Below are 17,733 nucleotides of genomic sequence, written 5' to 3'. Positions count from 1 at the left end.
CTCTTGCATTCTCCGGGGCAATGATCGACGCTGAAGGACAAACAACAAGACATTTCGGTGAGGAAGTGATGAGTAGGGCGCTCGCCGTCTTTCATGCTCGCTTCGGCCGCGCGACGGTCTATCAGCTCAATCGACCGTTCAACGTGCACGCGCACCGCGAGGGGCATCTGATCTTTCACGTCGGTGGAACGCCGGCCCATATCGACGTCTGCGACCAGCGCCATCTCATGGGCGAGGAGTCCATCGTCGCGGTCAATCCGTGGGAGCCGCACAATTTCGTTCCCAATGACATGGAAAATGGCGCAATCTTCTTCGTGCTCTACGTGAACTCGGAGTGGTTCTCGCCGCCGGCCGCGCGCGAGCAGGGCCTGCGGTTCGGCCGAACCTGCTTTCGCCGCACGGCGGCGCTTGATCGCTGCATTCGCCGCACTGCAGCGCTGGTATGTGGCGCGCCATCCCTGGGCTGCCTCGACGGCGAGTTGCGGCAGCTGATCGACAGCTGCTACGAAGAGAGCTGGCGGATCTCGGACGACCTGCCGGACCGGCCGTGTGCCGAAGTGACGGATTTCCGCGTTCGCAAGTGCATCAAGCTGATGTCGGACAGTCCCTGCGCCGAGATCGAGCTCGATCATATCGCGCGCGAGTCCGGGCTGTCGCGGCCGCATTTCTATCGGTTGTTCCGCAGCCAGACGGGCGTGACGCCGAACCTCTATCTCAACACGCTGCTGATGGAGCGGGCGCTCGACGCCATTGTGGCGACGGAATCGCCGATCGCCGATATCGGCTTCGACCTCGGCTTCTCCTCGCAGAGCGGCTTCACCCGCTTCTTCGCCGGCAATGTCGGCATGGCGCCGACCGACTATCGCCGCGCTGCGAAGGTGCTGCGCTCCTGACGTGCTGCTTCGCACCTTGCGAAAAGAGACTGTCGATCAAATACGCGCGCGCGTCCCCCGCTACACTCGACGGAACGTGATCCGGACAAGGATCCGACGAGGGAGGACGAGCGATGGCCGGCACACCCGGCGATCTTCGGCTGGGTTCGCCCGGCCACTGTGACGACGGAGCTGCCCTCCCGGTCGTGAGGGAGGATCGATGAGCCGCTTCATCGAGCGCCACCCGATCTGGTCCCTCATCATTCTTCTCGGGATCGCGCTCGCGGCCTGGCTGATCTTTGCGGTCTGGCCGCCCGGCCTGGAAGAGGCGATTGGGCGCAAGAAGGTCTTCCTGAGCGCAGTCTTCAACGGCATCACATTGGGCGGCCTCTATTTCCTGGTGGCGAGCGGCTTCACGCTGATCTTCGGGCTGATGCGGAACGTCAATCTCGCACACGGCTCACTCTATCTGTTCGGCGGCTATGTCGGCTACGGCATCTCGTCGGCGACCGGCTCCTGGATCCTCGCCTTCATCGCCGCCTTCATCGTCGTTGCCGTCATCGGTGTCCTGCTTCAGCTGCTGGTGTTTCGCCGCATGGAGGGGCAGGACCTGCGCCAGACCATGGTGACGATCGGGCTCTCCATCGTCTTCGCCGACCTGATGCTGTGGGCATTCGGCGGCGACTTCTATCAGATCCAGACACCGGCCTGGCTGATCGGGCCGATCCAGCTGCCCCTGATGACTGCGATGAAATCGTCGGGCGAGGCGGTGTTCCTGCAATATCCGCTGGTTCGGCTGGTGATCTTCTGCGGCTCGGTCGTCATCGGCATCGCGATGTGGCTTGCGCTCAACCGCACCCGCGTCGGCATGATCGTCCGCGCCGGCGTCGACGATCGCGAGATCCTGGCGGCGACCGGCGTCCAGATCCAGCTCGTGTTCGTGCTGGTGTTTGCGCTCGGCGCCGGTCTCGCGGGCATTGCGGGGGTGGTCGGCGGTACGTTCCAGTCGATCTCGCCCGGCGAGGACACACGATTTCTGCTGGCCTCGCTCGTCGTCGTCATCGTCGGAGGCATGGGATCGATCCCTGGCGCGGCGCTCGGCGCGCTGATCATCGGCCTCGCCGAGCAGCTTGGCTCGGTCTACATCCCGACCTATGCGATCGTCGTGACCTTCCTGATCATGGTTCTGGTGCTGGCGCTGCGGCCCCAGGGCCTGCTGGCGAGGCGATGAGATGTCGCTGATCCAGGAGGCGCGGGCGCGGGACGGGGGGCTCACATCAGGGGGAGCAGCAGCGCGGCCGGCGGCATGGTCGGTGACCGAGCAGCCGTGGGCCTGGGCTGTCGCCGTCTTGCTGCTGATCATGCCGATCATCGCCAACGGCTTCTTCCTGATCGAGATCTTCGGCACGACCCTGATCCTCGGGACGATCGCGCTGAGCCTGATGTTCCTCGCTGGCTATGGCGGCATGGTCAGTCTGATGCAGCTGACCATCGCGGGCTTTGCCGGCTACATGGTCGCCGTGTTCGGCGTCAGCGGCAACGCCAACATCAGCCTGGGCTGGCCGTGGTGGCTGGCGACGCCGATGGCGCTGGTGCTCGCGGTGCTGTTCGGCACGCTTGGCGGCGCGCTCGCGGTGCGCACCGAAGGCATCTACACCATCATGATCACGCTCGCGATCGGCGCGGCCTTCTACTATTTCACGAACCAGAACTGGGCGATCTTCAACGGCCATACCGGCATCAACACGATCGCGACGCCGCACTTCCTCGGCATCGATTGGCGCATGGATGTCGCCTTCTATTACCTGACGCTGGCGGTGGCCGCGCTGTGTTATTTCGCGGTGCTCTATCTGTCTCGCGCGCCGTTCGGCCTGGCGCTGCAGGGCGTGCGCGACAATCCCAGGCGCATGGCGGCGCTGGGCTTCAACGTCAACGCCCACCGCATCGCTGCCTATGCCTTCGCCGCGCTGATCGCGGGAATGGGAGGTGTGCTGCAGGTCTGGAACTACCGGCAGATCTCGCCGGGCTCGGTCGCGGTCGAGCGCTGCATCGACATTCTGATCGTCGCGGTCGTCGGTGGCATCACCCGTCCGGTCGGCCCCTATATCGGCGCCTTCATCTTCGTCATCCTGCGCACCTTTGCGCTGGATTTCCTGGTCAAGGTCGGGCTCGACGGCAACCGCTTCCGTCTGCTGATCGGGCTCGGCTTCCTGGCCATCGTCTTCTGGTCGTCCGACGGCGTCATCGGCCTGTATGAGCGCTGGCGCGAGCGCGGCGAAGGTGGGGAGGCGCGAGCGCGTCCGGGAGGGCACGGCCATGGATAGGGTCGCGGACCGTATCTCGGCGCTCGGCTCGGCTGCAGCGCTCGAGCTCCGCGGCGTGACGCGGATGTTCGGCGCCCTGGCTGCGCTCACCGACATCACGATCACCGTGCGGCCCGGCGAGCGGCGCGCGGTGCTCGGCTCGAACGGTGCCGGCAAGACGACGCTGTTCAACTGCGTCACCGGCGACTTCCTGCCGACATCGGGCACGATCCGCTTCTTCGGCGAGGACATCACCGCATTTCCGCCGTATGAGCGCATCCGCCGCGGTCTGCGCCGGACCTACCAGATCTCCGCCCTGTTTCTCGGCCTGACGGTGCGCGACAACGTCTATCTGGCCTGCCGCGGCGTGTCGCGCGCGCGCTTCTCGATGCTACGTCCGAGTGCCAACGACGCGCTGATGCAGGCGGCCGAGCGCCTGATCGAGGCGGTGCATCTCACAGCCGTGCGCGACCAGCTGGTGTCCGAGCTCGCCCATGGCCAGCAGCGTCAGCTCGAGATTGCGCTGGCGCTCGCGGGCGCGCCGCGCTTCATCCTGTTCGACGAGCCGGCGGCGGGCCTGTCGCCGACCGAGCGGCGCGAGCTGGTCGAGATCCTGACATCGCTGCCGCCGCACATCGGCTACATCATCATCGAGCACGACATGGACGTGGCGCTGCGCGTCGTCGAGAGCGTGACGATGATGCACAACGGCCGCATCTTCAAGGAGGGCGCGCCGCACGAGATCGAGTCCGACCCGGAGGTGCAGGAGCTGTATCTGGGAGGCGGTCATGAATGATCGCAGCCGCTCCGCACCAGCGCTCGAGGTCCGCGGGCTCGACGTCTACTACGGCCATTCGCATGCGCTGCAGGGCGTCGATCTCCGGCTCGACAGCGGTGTGTTCTCGCTGGTCGGCCGCAACGGCATGGGCAAGACCACGCTGTGCAAGGCCATCATGGGTCTGCTGCGCCCGTCCGGAGGCTCCGTGCGGCTGCGCGGCAATGATATCACCGGGCTCAACCCGGCGCGCATCGCACGGCTCGGTGTCGGCTATGTGCCGCAGGGACGGCGTCTGTGGCGCTCCCTGAGCGTCGACGAGCATCTGCGGCTGGCGGCGGGCCTGCGCCGCGGTGCCTGGACCGTCGATCGCGTCTACGAGACGTTTCCGCGGCTCGCCGAGCGGCGCAACAATGGCGGCGGTCAGCTGTCGGGCGGCGAGCAGCAGATGCTCGCGATCTCCCGCGCATTGCTGACCAATCCGCAGCTGCTGATCATGGACGAGCCGACGGAGGGGCTGGCGCCGGTGATCGTCGCCCAGGTCGAGGAGATGCTGATCCGTCTCGGCCAGGACGGCGACATGGCGGTGCTCGTGATCGAGCAGAATATCGGCGTCGCCACCGCGATCTCGCCGCGCGTGGCGATCATGGTTAACGGCCGCATCAACCGCATCATCGACTCTGCGCGGCTCGCCGCCGACCGCGAGCTGCAGCAGCGTCTGCTCGGTGTCGGCCAGCATGCCGGCGACGAGACCGATCTCGGAACGGAGCAGGTCAGGGATGAGCCCGTCGCCCGGCCCGCAGTGCCAGCGGCGCCGAGGTCCGCGCCGGTCAGGGTCTACGTCTCCAATCCCGTGCTGCCGACGCGCTGGTCGCAGCCGGCCCCCATCGCGCTGATCGAGGCCAAGGCGCGCACGCTCTCCACCAGCGTGCCGCGGCTCGACGATGCGGCGCGCCCGGGCCGCGAGCGCATCATGCCGGTCGCGTCGGGGCCGCCGGCCGTGATCGTGGTCGGCACGCTCGACACCAAGGGCGACGAGCTGCGCTTCATCCGCGACATCATTGCTGGCCATGGACTCCGCACCCGCCTGGTCGATGTCTCCACCAGCGGCCGCCACACGGGCTGCGATGTCTCGGCGCAGGAGGTTGCGCTCAATCACCCCCGCGGCGGCTCGGCCGTGTTCGGGCCGGACCGCGGCGCGTCCGTCACCGCGATGGCGGAAGCCTTCTCACGCTGGCTGCGACGGCAGGACAATGTCGTCGGCATCATCTCGGCCGGAGGCTCCGGAGGCACATCGCTGGTCGCTCCGGGCATGCGCGAGCTTGCCGTGGGCGTGCCGAAGCTGATCATCTCCTCTGTCGCCTCGGGCGATGTCGGCGGCTATGTCGGGCCGGCCGACATTGCGATGATGTATTCGGTCACCGACGTGCAAGGCCTCAATTCGATCTCGCGCGCGGTGCTGAGCAACGGTGCCAACGCGCTCGCCGGCATGGTGTCGGCCCGCCAGCAGCAATCGACAGCCGTCGACCGCGCCAGGCAGCAGCGCCCCGCCATCGGCATCACCATGTTCGGCGTCACCACGCCGGCCGTGCAGAAGATGACGGCCGCGCTGCGCGACGACTATGAGTGCCTGGTGTTCCACGCCACCGGCGTCGGTGGCCGGTCGATGGAGAAGCTGGTCGATTCCGGCATGCTCGCCGGCGTGGTCGACCTGACCACGACCGAGGTCTGCGACCTCTTGATGGGCGGTGTCTTTCCGGCGACCGAGGATCGCTTCGGCGCCATCATCCGCAGCCGTGTGCCCTATGTCGGCTCGGTCGGCGCGCTCGACATGGTGAATTTCGGCGCGCCGGACACCATTCCCGAGCGCTATCGCGGGCGCAAGTTTCACGTCCACAATCCGCAGGTCACCTTGATGCGCACCACGGCTGCGGAGAATGCGCAGATGGGACGCTGGATCGGCGAGCGTCTCAACCGCATGGACGGGCCGGTTCGCTTCTTCCTGCCGGAGAAGGGCGTCTCCGCGCTCGATGCGCCGGGCCAGCCGTTCTTCGACCGCGAGGCGGACGAGGCCCTGTTCCGCAGCCTCGAACAGACCGTGCGGCAGACGTCGAACCGGCGTCTGATCCGCGTGCCGCATCATATCAACGACAACGAGTTCGTCGCGACCATCGTCGGCGCCATCAGGCCCATGCTGGGGCGACTGCCGGCGCGGCGCAGACAGGCGAGGTGAGTGATGCCGAGATACGAGCGCGCACCGCTGTTGAAGAAGTTCCGCGACATGGTGCGTCGGGGCGTGCCGATCATCGGCGGCGGCGCCGGCACCGGTCTCTCGGCGAAGTGCGAGGAAGCCGGCGGCATCGACCTGATCGTGATCTACAACTCCGGCCGCTATCGCATGGCCGGGCGTGGCTCGCTGGCCGGGCTGATGGCCTATGGCGATGCCAATGCGATCGTGGTCGAGATGGCCAGCGAGGTGCTGCCGGTGGTCAAGAGCACGCCGGTGCTCGCCGGCGTCAACGGCACCGATCCGTTCCGCGACATGGATGTGTTCCTCGATCAGCTCAAGACGCTCGGCTTCTCCGGCGTGCAGAACTTCCCGACGGTCGGCCTGATCGACGGCACCTTCCGTGCGAACCTCGAGGAGACGGGGATTTCCTACGCGTTGGAAATCGACATGATCGGGCGCGCGCATGACAAGGACCTGCTGACGACGCCTTACGTCTTCAATGAAGCCCAGGCCGCGGGCATGGCGATCGCGGGCGCCGACATCATCGTCTGCCATCTCGGCCTCACCACGGGCGGCTCGATCGGCGCGCAGACGGCGCCGAAGCTCGAGGACTGTCCCGGGCTGATCGACAGCTGGGCGTCCGCCGCGCTCAGCGTCAATCCCGAGATTCTCGTGCTGGCGCATGGCGGCCCGATCGCCGAGCCCGCCGATGCCGACTTCATCATGAAGCATGCGAAGAACTGTCACGGCTTCTACGGCGCATCCTCGATGGAGCGGCTGCCGGTGGAGCGGGCGCTGACGGAGCAGGTGAGGCATTTCAAGGCGATCAGCTCGCGGCCGCGCCGCGTCTGAGACGGCAACACGAAGTCCGGCAGCAACGGCGCCTTGCGCCACGTCTGCCGGACGGGAGACTGAGGGAGGAATGGGATGTCCGGGGTTCTGATCGGTGAGCTGATCCTTTGGCTGATCATCGCGATCATCGTCATCGTGGTCGCCGTCTACATCGTCAACTGGCTGTATCATCGCTCCTCGAAGGAGGTCTCCTTCGTCCGGACCGGCTTCCTCGGCGAGCGCGTCGTGATCAATGGCGGCGCCTTCGTGATGCCTTTCATCCACGACTACACCCCGGTCAACATGAACGTGCTGCCGATGGGCATCACGCGCTCCAAGCAGGACGCCGTGATCACGCGCGACCGGATGCGCATCGACATCGAGGCGGATTTCTACGTCCGCGTGCAGCCGACCCGGGAAGCGGTATCGATCGCGGCCGCGACACTCGGCCGGCGCACCCTCGAACCGGAGAAGCTGCATGCGCTGTTGTCGGGCAAGTTCGTCTCCGCCTTGCGCTCCGTCGCAGCCGAGATGACGATGGAGCAGATGCACGAGCAGCGCGGCGATTATGTCGGACGCGTCAAGGCGGCCGCCGCCGAGGCGCTGGCGCAGAACGGCCTGGAGCTGGAATCGGTCGCGATCACCGATCTCGACCAGACCGATCTCGAATTCTTCAACCCGTCGAACCGGTTCGACGCCGAAGGCCTGACCCGGCTGATGGAGGACATCGAGAGCAAGCGCAAGCTGCGCAATGACATCGAGCAGGACTCGATGATCAAGATCCGTACCCGCAATCTGGAGGCCGAGCGCGAGGCGCTCGAGATCGAGCGGGAGAGCGAGACGGCGCGGTTGGATCAGGAGCGCGACATCGAGATGCGCCGCGCCCTGCAGCGAACGGAGGTGGCGCGCGAGCGGGCACTGCGCGAGACCGAGGCCGAGCAGGCACAGATTGCGGCGCGCGAGGCCATCGAGAAGGCGCGCATCGCCAACGAACTTTCGATCGCGGAAGCTCGGATCGCGGCCGAGCGCGACACGCGCCAGCGCGAGATCGAGCGCACCAGGGCAGTCGAGGAGCGCGAACTGCTGGCGCGCGAGGACATCGAGAAGGCCCGCATCGCCAACCAGCGCGCCATCGATGCTGCGCGCATCGAGTCGGAGCGCGAGGTGCGCCAACGCGACATCGAGCGCACCCGGACCATCGAGGAAGCCGAGATCGCCGCGCGCGAGGCGGTGGAGAAGGCCAGGATCCAGCAGGACCGCGCCGTCTCCGATGCGCGCATCGCCAACGACGAGGAGACGCGACGGCGCGAGATCGAGCGCACCCGCGCCATCGAGCAGGCGGAGATCGCGGCGCGCGAGGCGACCGAGAAGGCGCGGATCGCGCAGACCATGATCGTCAACCTCGAGCGTATCAGCTCCGATGAGCGGACGCGTGCGACCGAGATCGCACAGGTGCGCAATATTCAGGAAGCTGAGATCGAGGCGCAGAAGGCGGTCGAAGCCGCGCGCATTGCGCGCGAGCAGGCGCTGTCGGCGGAGCGCATCGCCGCCGAGCATGCCACGCGCAGGCTGGAGATCGAGCGCAATCAGGGCATCGAGATCGCCGGCATCGCCGCGCGCGAGGCGACGGAAGCCAGCCGCATCGCGCAGGAGGAGCGGGTTCGCGCGCTCGAGATCGCGCGGGTCAGGACGATCGAGGAGGCCGACATCGCCTCGCGGGAGGCGATCGAGGCGGCGCGGATCGCCCAGGAGCAGGCGGTGGCCGAGAAGCGAATCCTCTCGGAGAAGGAGACGCGCAGCCTCGAGATCGCGCGCACGGAAGCTGTCGAGGCGGCCGATCTCAAGCGGCGCGAGGCGGTCGAGCGGCGCCGCATCGAGGTCGAGCTGGCGCTGGAGGCCGAGCGCATCGCCTCGTCGCGTACCCGCGAGGTGCTCAACATCGACCAGAAGAAGGCGATCGAGCTTGCCGACGAGCTCAGGGTGATCGAACTCGCCGCCAAGCGCGCCGAGCGCATCGATGCGGATCGCCTGGTCAAGGAAGCCGAGATCGTCGCCCGCAAGCAGGTCGAGACCGCCGACGTCTCGCGCGAGCAGGCGCTGGAGGCGGTCAGGCTGGAACGCCGCCGGTCGATCGAGCAGCTCGAGGTCGCCCGCGTGCAGTCGCTGCAGGAAGCCGAGATCGCTGCGCGCGAGGAGGTGGAGCGCGCGCGCATCGCGTCCGATCGAGGTCTCGACGAGGCGCGTATCGGGCGGGAGCGCGAGCTGCGCAAGCTCGAAGTGAACCGCGAAAAGGATGTCGAGACGGCGCTGATGGAGAAGGCCATCGCGCTGTACCAGAAGTCGCTGGAGGAATCCGCGGCCAAGGTCTCGGCCGAGGAGGCGCGCACGCGCGCGACCGAGGCGGCGGAGAAGGTGATCACCGCGCGCGAGAGCGAGATCGCCCGCCGCCGCAAGACGGTCGAGGTGCTGCTCGCCGAGAAGCAGGCCGAGGAGACGCGGATCGCGGCCGAGGCCGAGCGGGTCCGCGCGGCGGTCGAGGCCGAGGCACAGCGGCTGCTCAACGAGGCCGAGAACGTTCTGACCGACCAGGCGCGCTACTCGCTGTTCCGGCGCAAGCTGCTCGACCGCATCGAGGGCATCGTGCGCGAAAGCGTCAAGCCGATGGAGAAGATCGAGGGCATCCGCATTCTCCAGGTCGACGGCCTGAACGGGAATGGTGGCAACGGCAATGGCGGTCGCAGCGCCACCGACGAGGTGATCGACTCGGCGCTGCGCTACCGCGTGCAGGCGCCGCTGATCGACTCCATTCTGTCGGACATCGGTGTCGAAGGTGGCAGCCTCGCCAAGATGCCCGGCCTGATCCGTGAGGCCAGGGACATGCAGGGCATCCGCAAGGACACCGCGGCGCGCAAGGATGCAGGCGGCGGAGCCGGCGCGGGCGACGGGAGCCCGCCAGAGCCGCCGGCCGACCGCGGTCCGCGCAAGAAGGGCTGAGGCGCCATGGCAAGGGTCTACGTCTCCACAGTGGTGAGTGCCCGCAATGACCGGGTATGGGCACGCGTCCGCGACTTCAATGGCCTGCCGAACTGGCATCCGGCGATCGCCGAGAGCCGCATCGAGGGCGGTGAACCCGCTGACAAGATCGGCTGCGTCAGGGATTTTCGGCTGCGCAATGGCGACCGCATCCGCGAGAAGCTGCTCGGCCTGTCCGACTACGACATGTTCTGCACCTATTCGATCCTGGAATCGCCGATGGGCGTGTCGAACTACGTCGCGACCTTGCGGCTGACGCCCGTCACCGACGGTGACAGGACGTTCCTGGAATGGACCGCCGAGTTCGACTGCGCGCCGGAGCGCGAGGCCGATCTGGTGGCCTCGATCGGCGGTGGCGTGTTCCAGGGCGGCTTCGATGCGCTGAAGCGCGCGTTCGGAGGCTGAACCGTGCCGCACGTCGTCAAGAGCACCATCATCGACGCGCCCACCACGGCGGTGTGGGATGTGCTGCGCGACTTCAACGGCCATGACCGCTGGCATCCGGCGGTCGCGACGTCCGCAATCGAACGCTCGCAGACGTCCGACAAGATCGGATGTATCAGGCGCTTCCGCCTCAAGGACGGCTCCGAGCTGCGTGAGCAGCTGCTGGCGCTGTCCGATCTGGAGCAGAGCTTCAGCTACTGCCTGCTCGACACGCCGATCCAGCTCTTCAATTACGTCGCCCACGTCCGGCTGCTGCCGGTCACCGATGGTGATCGGACATTCTGGCACTGGGAAAGCCGTTTCACGACGCGGCCCGAGCAGTCAGAGGCGCTCACGCGCATGGTCGCCGAGGACATCTATCAGGCCGGCTTCGAGGCGATTCGATCGCATCTGAAGCAGGCGGCATGAGCGAGGGTGAATCGATGCCGGTGACGGTCAAGACGTTCCAGGCGTTGAGCGAGGCGGCATCCGCGCTGTCGTCCGATCGCGCCACCCGCTATCTCGGCGGCGGCACGCTGGTGATGCGCGATCTGAACGAAGGCGACGTCTCGGTCGCGACGGTCATCCGCGCGACCGACCGCGCTCTGCAAAGCATCGATGCAGCGGGTGCACGCATCCGGATCGGCGCCGGTGTCACCTTTTCCCGCGTGCTTGCCGAACGCGATCTCACCTTCCTGCATCCGGCAGCACGTTCGATCGGCGGGCCTGCGGTGCGCAACATGGGGACCGTGGGCGGCAATCTGTTCGCGCCCGCGCCGTTCGGCGACTTCACGGTGGCGCTGCTGGCGCTCGACGGCATGGTCTCGATGCAGGGCGGCTTCGGTCTGCGGGACATGCCGCTCGAGGAGTTCCTGCAGTCCCGCGATCGTCAAGCCGGTGCGCTGGTCGTCGCCGTGTCCTGTCTCCGGCCGGCGTCGGCCGATGCCTTCCGCTACCGCAAGATCGCCCGCATCAAGCCGAAGGGCGGATCGGTCATCACGCTCGCCGCGCATCTTCCGCAGAGCGGCGGCCGCGTCACCGGCGCCCGCATCGCGCTGGGATCGATGGCGCCGACCGCTGTTCGCGCCAAGGCGGCCGAGCGCGCGCTCGAGGGCCGTCCGCTCGATGCGGGCACGATCAACGCGGCGGCCGCCGCCGCGGCCGAAGGCACGGCGCCCACCGACAATTCGCTCGCGAGCGCCTGGTATCGCCGCGAAGTCGTCGGCGTGCATCTGCGGCGTTTGCTGTCGGGACAGGAGAGCTAGGCCATGGCGAAGACACCGTTGCAGTTCCGGCACAATGGTCGCGACGTCGCGCTGTTCGTCGATGGCGGCACCAATCTGCTGGTGGTGCTGCGCGAGATGCTGGGCGATGTGACGCCGAAGTTCGGCTGCGGGCAGGGGGGCTGTGGCGCCTGCACGGTCCTCATCGATGGCGACGCGCATCTCTCCTGCCTGACACTGGCCGAAGCCGTCGAGGGCCGGGCGGTGGAGACGCTCGACGGCATCAAGAGCGGGCCGAACCTGCATCCTTTGCAGCGCGCGTTCGCCGACGGCTTCGCCGCGCAATGCGGCTATTGCACGCCGGGCATGCTGATGGCGGCCAAGGCGCTGCTCGACCGGACCCCGCAGCCGAGCCGTGAGCAGGTGGTGGAAGCGATCTCCGGCAACATCTGCCGTTGCACCGGCTACGAGCCGATCATCAATGCGGTGCTGGCGGCGGCCGCGTCGCTGCGTCCCAGCGCCTGAGGAGAACGCCATGCTGGAATTGCGCAAGGACATCTTCGCCGACGAGCGTGACGACAATCTCAACGAGGTCGGCAAGGGCACCCAGCGCCAGGACATGCTCGGCCACGTCACGGGCACGTCGACCTATTTCAATGATCACAAGCTGCAGGGCATGCTGCATCTGCGCGTCGTGAGATCCACACAGCCACATGCGCGGCTGCGCCGCATCGACACCAGCGAGGCCGAGCGGAGCGAGGGCGTGCGGCGGATCATCAGGGGCAGCGATGTGCCGCGCAACCTGAACACGCTGCTCAGCCTGATCAATTTCGGCAAGGATGATGAGCCGACGCTGGCCGTCGACAAGGTGCGTTATCGCGGTGAGCCGATCGTCGCCGTCGTTGCCGAGACGCCGCGCGCGGCGGCCGAGGCGGCCGCCAAGGTGCGCGTCGACTACGAGACCTTGCCGGCCGTGTTCGACGTCGAGGAGGCGCTGAAGCCCGGGGCGCCCACGGTGAACGAGACCTATCCGAAGAATACGTTCACCTATCACGAGCGCTACGATCATCAGAAGCTGCGCTTCGGCGACGTCGAGCGTGGCCTTGCCCAAGCCGATCACGTCCTCGAACAGCGCTACCAGATGTCGCCGATCGAGCATGCGCCGGTCGAGACCAACGGCTCGATCGCGGCGCCCGACACCAACGGCCGCTATGTCGTCTACACCTCGACCCAGGCGCTGTTCTTCTCGCTCGACACCTGCGCCAAGATCCTCGATCTGCCGTCGAACACGTTCCACTTCATCGGCGGCACGGTGGGTGGCGGCTTCGGCGGCAAGGTCGATACGCTGACCGAGCCGCTCGCCATCCTCGCCGCGATGCTGACCGGTCGCCCGGTGCGATACGTGCTCGGGCGCGAGGAGGAGATGCAGTTCGGACCGCCGCGCGGCGCCGAGCGCATCTACATCAAGGATGGCGTCATGCGCGACGGCCGGATCGTCGCCCGCCAGATTCGCGGCTATTTCGACTCCGGCGCCTATACGCGGCTGTCGAGCTACGCGGTGGTGAAATGTGCGGCGCATCTGCCGGGTCCCTACACGATCCCGAACGTGCATGGCGACATCTACTGCGTCTACACCAACCGCACGCCGGCCACCGCGATGCGCGGTTTCGGCATCACCGGAATGGACTTCGCGCTCGAATGCCAGATGGACAAGCTCGCGCATCTCATCGGCATGGATCCGATGGAGTTCCGCATCCTCAATGCGTATCGCGACGGCGACATGAAGGCGCATCGCCGCGAGGCCAAGAACACCGCGCTGATCGAATGCGTGCAGGTCGCGGCCGAGAAGGCGAAGTGGCCGATCCGTGAGGAGTTCCGGCGGATGTCGTCGCGCAAGGACGGTGGCGGTGCCCGCGCCGCGGTGCCGTCCACGCCACGTGAGCCGGCGAGCGCGCGGCCTGCGCCGGCGCAGCAGCGCACGAGCTATGACCGCGGGCTTCCGATCTCTCCGTCTTCGGAGCCGCCACCACCACAGAGCCCGGCACCGGCTCCCGCACATGGCGCGACGCGGTTCTCGTCGGTGTTCGGAACGAGGAGGCGCTGAGATGACGAGGCACCGCGGCCGCGGCATGGCGGCGATCAACTATCCCATCGGCATGAATCTCGGCGGCGATCCGAGCCAGGCGCTGGTGCATTCCAACCCCAGCGGCAAGTTCACGGTGGCGCTGTCATCGATCGATCTCGGCCAGGGCATGAAGTCGGTGACGCGTCAGATCTGCGCCGAGACGCTCGGCGTGCCGGTCGAGGACGTCTATGTCGACACGGCGGACTCTGACACCGGGCCGCATTGCATGGGCTCGTTCGCTTCGCGTGGCACCCATCGCGTCGGCAATGCGGTGATGGCCGCGGCCAGGGAGGCGCGCGGCGTGATGATGGAGGCGGCGGCGGAGGAGCTGGAAGTCAACGCTGGGGATCTCGAGACCGACGGTCGCGGCAACATCCACGTCAAGGGCGCGCCGCATCGCTCGATCTCAGTGAAGGACGTCGCCATCGCCGCGCAGTTTCGCCAGGGCAAGACGATCTCGGGACGCGGCATCTTCCTGGTGCCGCTGTCGGACGTCGATCCCGAGACCGGCGAGATGTCGCCGGCCACCTGCTATGCGCATGCCTGCCTCGTCGCCGAGGTGGAGGTCGACGACGAGACCGGCGAGGTCGGCGTGATCCGGATGGACTCTGCCTACGAGCTGGGTCGCGCGCTCAATCCGCGTCTGGTCGAGCAGCAACTGGTCGGCGGCGCCTGGATGGGGATGAGCCACGCGCTCTATGAGACGACGGAGCCTTACTATCCTGATCCGAAGCAGGGGCCCCGTGACTTCGTCGAATATCTGATGCCCGGACCCGGCGACATCTGTCCGCACGACATCGCGGTGCTGGAGCGGCCGGCGCCGGACGGCCCGTTCGGCGGCAAGGGGCCGGGCGAGATGTGCGCGAACCCGGTATTGCCGGCCATCGCGAATGCGATCTTCAGCGCAGTCGGGGTTCGCATCGACGAACTGCCGATCACGCCCGAAAGAGTGCTGCGTGCGATCAAGGCCCAGGGCGGCGCCCGGCCGCAGACGCGGCGGTGAGGCGCGATGGTGGTCCGCAGCAACATCGTCGGCATCGACTCGCCGCAGGCGCTGGAGAAGGCGTTGCGCGCAGCCTATTATCTGGCCGACGACGGGCTCTCCACTGCCGCATATCTCGCGCTTGCGCTCGGCAAGCCGCTGCTGCTCGAAGGCGCGCCGGGCGTCGGCAAGACGGAGGCGGCGAAGGCGATCGCCGCCGTGCTCGGCCGCAAGCTGATCCGACTGCAATGCTATGAGGGCATCGACGCTGCGGCTGCGCTCTACGAGTGGAACTATCCGCGCCAGATGCTGGCGATCCGCCAGGCCGGCGAGGAGAGCATCGACATCTATGGCGAGAGCTTCCTGATCGAGCGGCCGATGCTGGCCTGTCTGCGCGCGCCGGACTCGACCGTCCTTCTGATCGACGAGATCGATCGCGCCGACCAGGAGTTCGAGGCGTTCCTGCTCGAATTCCTCTCGGACTTCCAGATCTCGATCCCCGAGCGCGGCACGGTGCGCGCCGCCGAGCGGCCGATCGTCGTGCTGACCTCGAACCGGACCCGCGATCTTCATGAGGCGTTGCGTCGCCGCTGCGTCTACCATTGGATCGACTATCCGGGGGCCGAACGCGAAGCCCGGATCGTGATGATGCGGGCCTCCAGCGTTGCCGAGGCGACTGCGCGCGCCGTGGTGGCGGCGGTCGCGAAGCTCAGGCGCGAGCCCTTGAGCAAGGCGCCGGGAATTGCGGAGGCGGTCGACTGGGCCGAAGCTGCAACGCTCCTGAACCAGACCGGCGCGCGCTGGCCCGATGCCTTCAAGCGCTCGATTGGCGTGGCGCTGAAGGACGAGGAGGATTTGTCCTTCGTCGCTCCCCGGCTCGATGCGCTGCTCGCGGAGGCGATGACATGAGCGAGCCGCGACTGCCACGAGCGACCGAGATTTTCGTCACCTTCGCCGCGCTGCTGCGGCGGAACGGATTCGCGATCGCGCCCGAGCAGACCACGGCGTTTCTCGCTGCGATCGAATTGCTGGGCCCGTCCAGTCTCGACGACATTCGCCGCGCTGGAGCCGCAACCCTGGCGCCGCCGCCCGAGCGGCTCGCGACCTATCATCTGCTGTTCGACATTCATTTTGGGGTCACTGACGCGGCAGCCCTTAGCGACACCGACCAGCAGGACGACGTCGTGCGGCTGCAGGAGGAGGGCGACGAGGGCGTCGATCCCGACAGCGCCCAGGAGCAGAACGAATCCGGGTTGGCCGCCACGCGGACCGAGGCGCTGGTCGCGCGCCGCCTTGCTGCGGCCACCGGCGGCACTGCCCTGCAGCGCCTCGCGCGTCAGGCCCGGGCAAGGTTGCCGAAGCGGCGCGGACACCGCCGCATGCGGGCGCGGCGCGGCGGCTTCGTCGACCTGCGCAGGACCTTGCGGGAGAGCGTGCGGCGTGACGGCGAGGTGTTGTCGCTGCGGCGCTTGAAGCGCCGGCCGCGGCTGCGCCGCCTGCTGCTGCTGATCGACGTCTCCGGCTCGATGAAGGCTCGCACCGAGGACAACATGCGGCTGGCGCATGTGCTGGTGCAGGCGGTGCCCCAGGCCGAGGTGTTCACACTCGGGACGCGGTTGACCCGCGTGACGCGCCCGTTGCGCCTGAAGCGGCGCGAGCAGGCGCTGCTCGCGGCCTCGCATCTCGTCAGCGACTGGGACGGCGGCACGCGCATCGGCGAGGCACTGCAGGCGTTCCTCGCGGTGCCGCGGTTCTCGACCTATGCGCGCGGCGCCGCGGTGCTGGTGATCTCGGACGGGCTGGAGCGCGGCGATCATCAGGCGCTCCGCGATGCCGTCTGGAAGCTGTCGTTGCGCGCCTGGCGGCTGAGCTGGCTGACGCCACTGGCGACCGCGCCGGGATTCAAGCCACAGACGGAAGCGCTGCAGGCGATTGCGCCTTACGTCGACGACATCGTTCCCGGCGGATCGGACGAGGCGATCGTCGCGCACGTGCTGTCGCTGGCGCAGAGGAGGGCGGCATGAGCGGATATGTCGATGCGCATCATCACATCTGGCGCCAGGCCGACCTGCCTTGGCTCGTCGGTCCGATGCAGCCGCGCATCTTCGGCCCCTATGAGCCGATCCGGCGCGACTATCCGATCGAAGAATTTCTCGGCGACATCGCCGCGAGCGGCGTGACGCAGTCGGTCTACGTCCAGACCAATTGGGCCAAGGACGGCTTCGAGGACGAAGCCGCTTGGGTGCAGCGAACGTCCGATGCACACGGCTTCCCGCACGCGATCGTCGCTTACGCGGACCTCTCGGTCGGGGATGCACGACCGCAGTTCGACCGGCTCGCGCGCTACCCGCTGGTGCGCGGCGTGCGGATGCAGCTGCATTGGCATGAGAACCCGCTGTATCGCTTCGCGGCGTCGTCCGATCTCTGCAGCGATCCGAATATCCGTTCCAACATCGCACGGCTCGCCGACTACGACTGGTCGTTCGATCTGCAGGTGTTCGCGCCGCAGATGGCGGGCGCGGCGGCCCTGGCCGAGAGCTGTCCGTCCGTCACCTTCATCCTGCAGCACGCCGGGATGCTGGAGGATCTTTCGCCTGAAGGACGCGAGCAATGGCGCGCGGGCATGCAGCGGCTCGCCGCCTGCCGCAATGTCGTCAGCAAGCTCTCGGGCCTCGGTACCTTCGTCCGCCGCAACGATCCCGCGCACGTCGCCGACGTCGTTCGCGAGACGACCGCCATGTTCGGTGCCGAGCGCTGCCTGTTCGGCTCGAACTTTCCGATCGAAAAGCTCTGGACGGATTATCGCGCGCTCGTTGCGGCCTACGAGGCAGCGATCGAGGATCTCGATGAGCGCGCACGCACGCAAATCATGGGAGAGACCGCGCGGCGCGTCTATCGGCTCGGCTGACGCCGCTCGCAACGACAACAAAAGCAAC

16 protein-coding genes are annotated in these 17,733 nt (G+C 67.4%); all 16 read left to right on the top strand.

Going from position 1 to position 17,733, the window contains the following annotated elements:
* Positions 1 to 68: 68 nt before the first annotated feature.
* The 16 genes from QX108_RS07900 (at position 69) to QX108_RS07825 (ending at position 17,705) form a co-directional block, all read left to right on the top strand.
* On the top strand, positions 69 to 893 hold the full coding sequence (locus tag QX108_RS07900; RefSeq protein WP_315779961.1) for an AraC family transcriptional regulator: 825 nt from the start codon (positions 69 to 71) through the stop codon (positions 891 to 893).
* 199 nt (positions 894 to 1,092) lie between these two features.
* Entirely contained in the window at positions 1,093 to 2,103 is a 1,011-nt protein-coding gene (locus QX108_RS07895) for a branched-chain amino acid ABC transporter permease (protein WP_172113365.1), read from the top strand.
* A 1-nt stretch (position 2,104) separates the two neighbouring features.
* Positions 2,105 to 3,196: a branched-chain amino acid ABC transporter permease gene (locus tag QX108_RS07890; RefSeq protein ID WP_315779963.1), complete on the top strand. Its 1,092-nt coding sequence runs from the start codon at positions 2,105 to 2,107 to the stop codon at positions 3,194 to 3,196.
* Positions 3,189 to 3,971, top strand: coding sequence for an ABC transporter ATP-binding protein (locus QX108_RS07885; protein ID WP_315779965.1), 783 nt, complete (start codon positions 3,189 to 3,191; stop codon positions 3,969 to 3,971). The genes QX108_RS07890 and QX108_RS07885 overlap by 8 nt, the downstream gene beginning before the upstream one ends.
* Positions 3,964 to 6,183 (top strand): ABC transporter permease, encoded by a 2,220-nt coding sequence (locus tag QX108_RS07880; protein ID WP_315779967.1) that lies wholly within the window; start codon positions 3,964 to 3,966, stop codon positions 6,181 to 6,183. The genes QX108_RS07885 and QX108_RS07880 overlap by 8 nt, the downstream gene beginning before the upstream one ends.
* A gap of 3 nt (positions 6,184 to 6,186) precedes the next feature.
* The gene (locus tag QX108_RS07875; RefSeq protein ID WP_315779969.1) at positions 6,187 to 7,032 is read left to right on the top strand and encodes a phosphoenolpyruvate hydrolase family protein; all 846 of its coding nucleotides are present in this window, start codon (positions 6,187 to 6,189) and stop codon (positions 7,030 to 7,032) included.
* 75 nt (positions 7,033 to 7,107) lie between these two features.
* Entirely contained in the window at positions 7,108 to 10,005 is a 2,898-nt protein-coding gene (locus tag QX108_RS07870; RefSeq protein ID WP_315779971.1) for a flotillin family protein, read from the top strand.
* 6 nt (positions 10,006 to 10,011) lie between these two features.
* On the top strand, positions 10,012 to 10,449 hold the full coding sequence (locus tag QX108_RS07865; protein ID WP_172113371.1) for an SRPBCC family protein: 438 nt from the start codon (positions 10,012 to 10,014) through the stop codon (positions 10,447 to 10,449).
* A gap of 3 nt (positions 10,450 to 10,452) precedes the next feature.
* Entirely contained in the window at positions 10,453 to 10,896 is a 444-nt protein-coding gene (locus tag QX108_RS07860; RefSeq protein WP_315720840.1) for an SRPBCC family protein, read from the top strand.
* Between the two features lie 14 nt (positions 10,897 to 10,910).
* Positions 10,911 to 11,732, top strand: a complete 822-nt coding sequence (locus tag QX108_RS07855; RefSeq protein WP_315780563.1) for an FAD binding domain-containing protein — start codon at positions 10,911 to 10,913, stop codon at positions 11,730 to 11,732.
* A 3-nt stretch (positions 11,733 to 11,735) separates the two neighbouring features.
* Positions 11,736 to 12,215 carry a (2Fe-2S)-binding protein gene (locus tag QX108_RS07850; protein ID WP_315779973.1) on the top strand — a complete coding sequence of 160 codons (480 nt, stop codon included), beginning with the start codon at positions 11,736 to 11,738 and terminating at the stop codon, positions 12,213 to 12,215.
* A 10-nt stretch (positions 12,216 to 12,225) separates the two neighbouring features.
* On the top strand, positions 12,226 to 13,794 hold the full coding sequence (locus QX108_RS07845; protein WP_315779975.1) for a xanthine dehydrogenase family protein molybdopterin-binding subunit: 1,569 nt from the start codon (positions 12,226 to 12,228) through the stop codon (positions 13,792 to 13,794).
* A 1-nt stretch (position 13,795) separates the two neighbouring features.
* Positions 13,796 to 14,818, top strand: a complete 1,023-nt coding sequence (locus QX108_RS07840) for a xanthine dehydrogenase family protein molybdopterin-binding subunit (RefSeq protein WP_315779977.1) — start codon at positions 13,796 to 13,798, stop codon at positions 14,816 to 14,818.
* 6 nt (positions 14,819 to 14,824) lie between these two features.
* Positions 14,825 to 15,706 carry a MoxR family ATPase gene (locus QX108_RS07835; RefSeq protein ID WP_315720835.1) on the top strand — a complete coding sequence of 294 codons (882 nt, stop codon included), beginning with the start codon at positions 14,825 to 14,827 and terminating at the stop codon, positions 15,704 to 15,706.
* Positions 15,703 to 16,821 (top strand): VWA domain-containing protein, encoded by a 1,119-nt coding sequence (locus QX108_RS07830; protein WP_315779979.1) that lies wholly within the window; start codon positions 15,703 to 15,705, stop codon positions 16,819 to 16,821. The genes QX108_RS07835 and QX108_RS07830 overlap by 4 nt, the downstream gene beginning before the upstream one ends.
* Positions 16,818 to 17,705: an amidohydrolase family protein gene (locus QX108_RS07825; RefSeq protein WP_315779982.1), complete on the top strand. Its 888-nt coding sequence runs from the start codon at positions 16,818 to 16,820 to the stop codon at positions 17,703 to 17,705. Before QX108_RS07830 ends, QX108_RS07825 begins: the two co-directional genes overlap by 4 nt.
* The last annotated feature ends 28 nt before the right edge of the window (positions 17,706 to 17,733 follow it).

Source organism: Bradyrhizobium sp. SZCCHNR1002 (assembly GCF_032381435.1).
Lineage (GTDB): Bacteria > Pseudomonadota > Alphaproteobacteria > Rhizobiales > Xanthobacteraceae > Bradyrhizobium > Bradyrhizobium aeschynomenes.
This window is presented reverse-complemented; position numbering and strand designations above follow the sequence as displayed.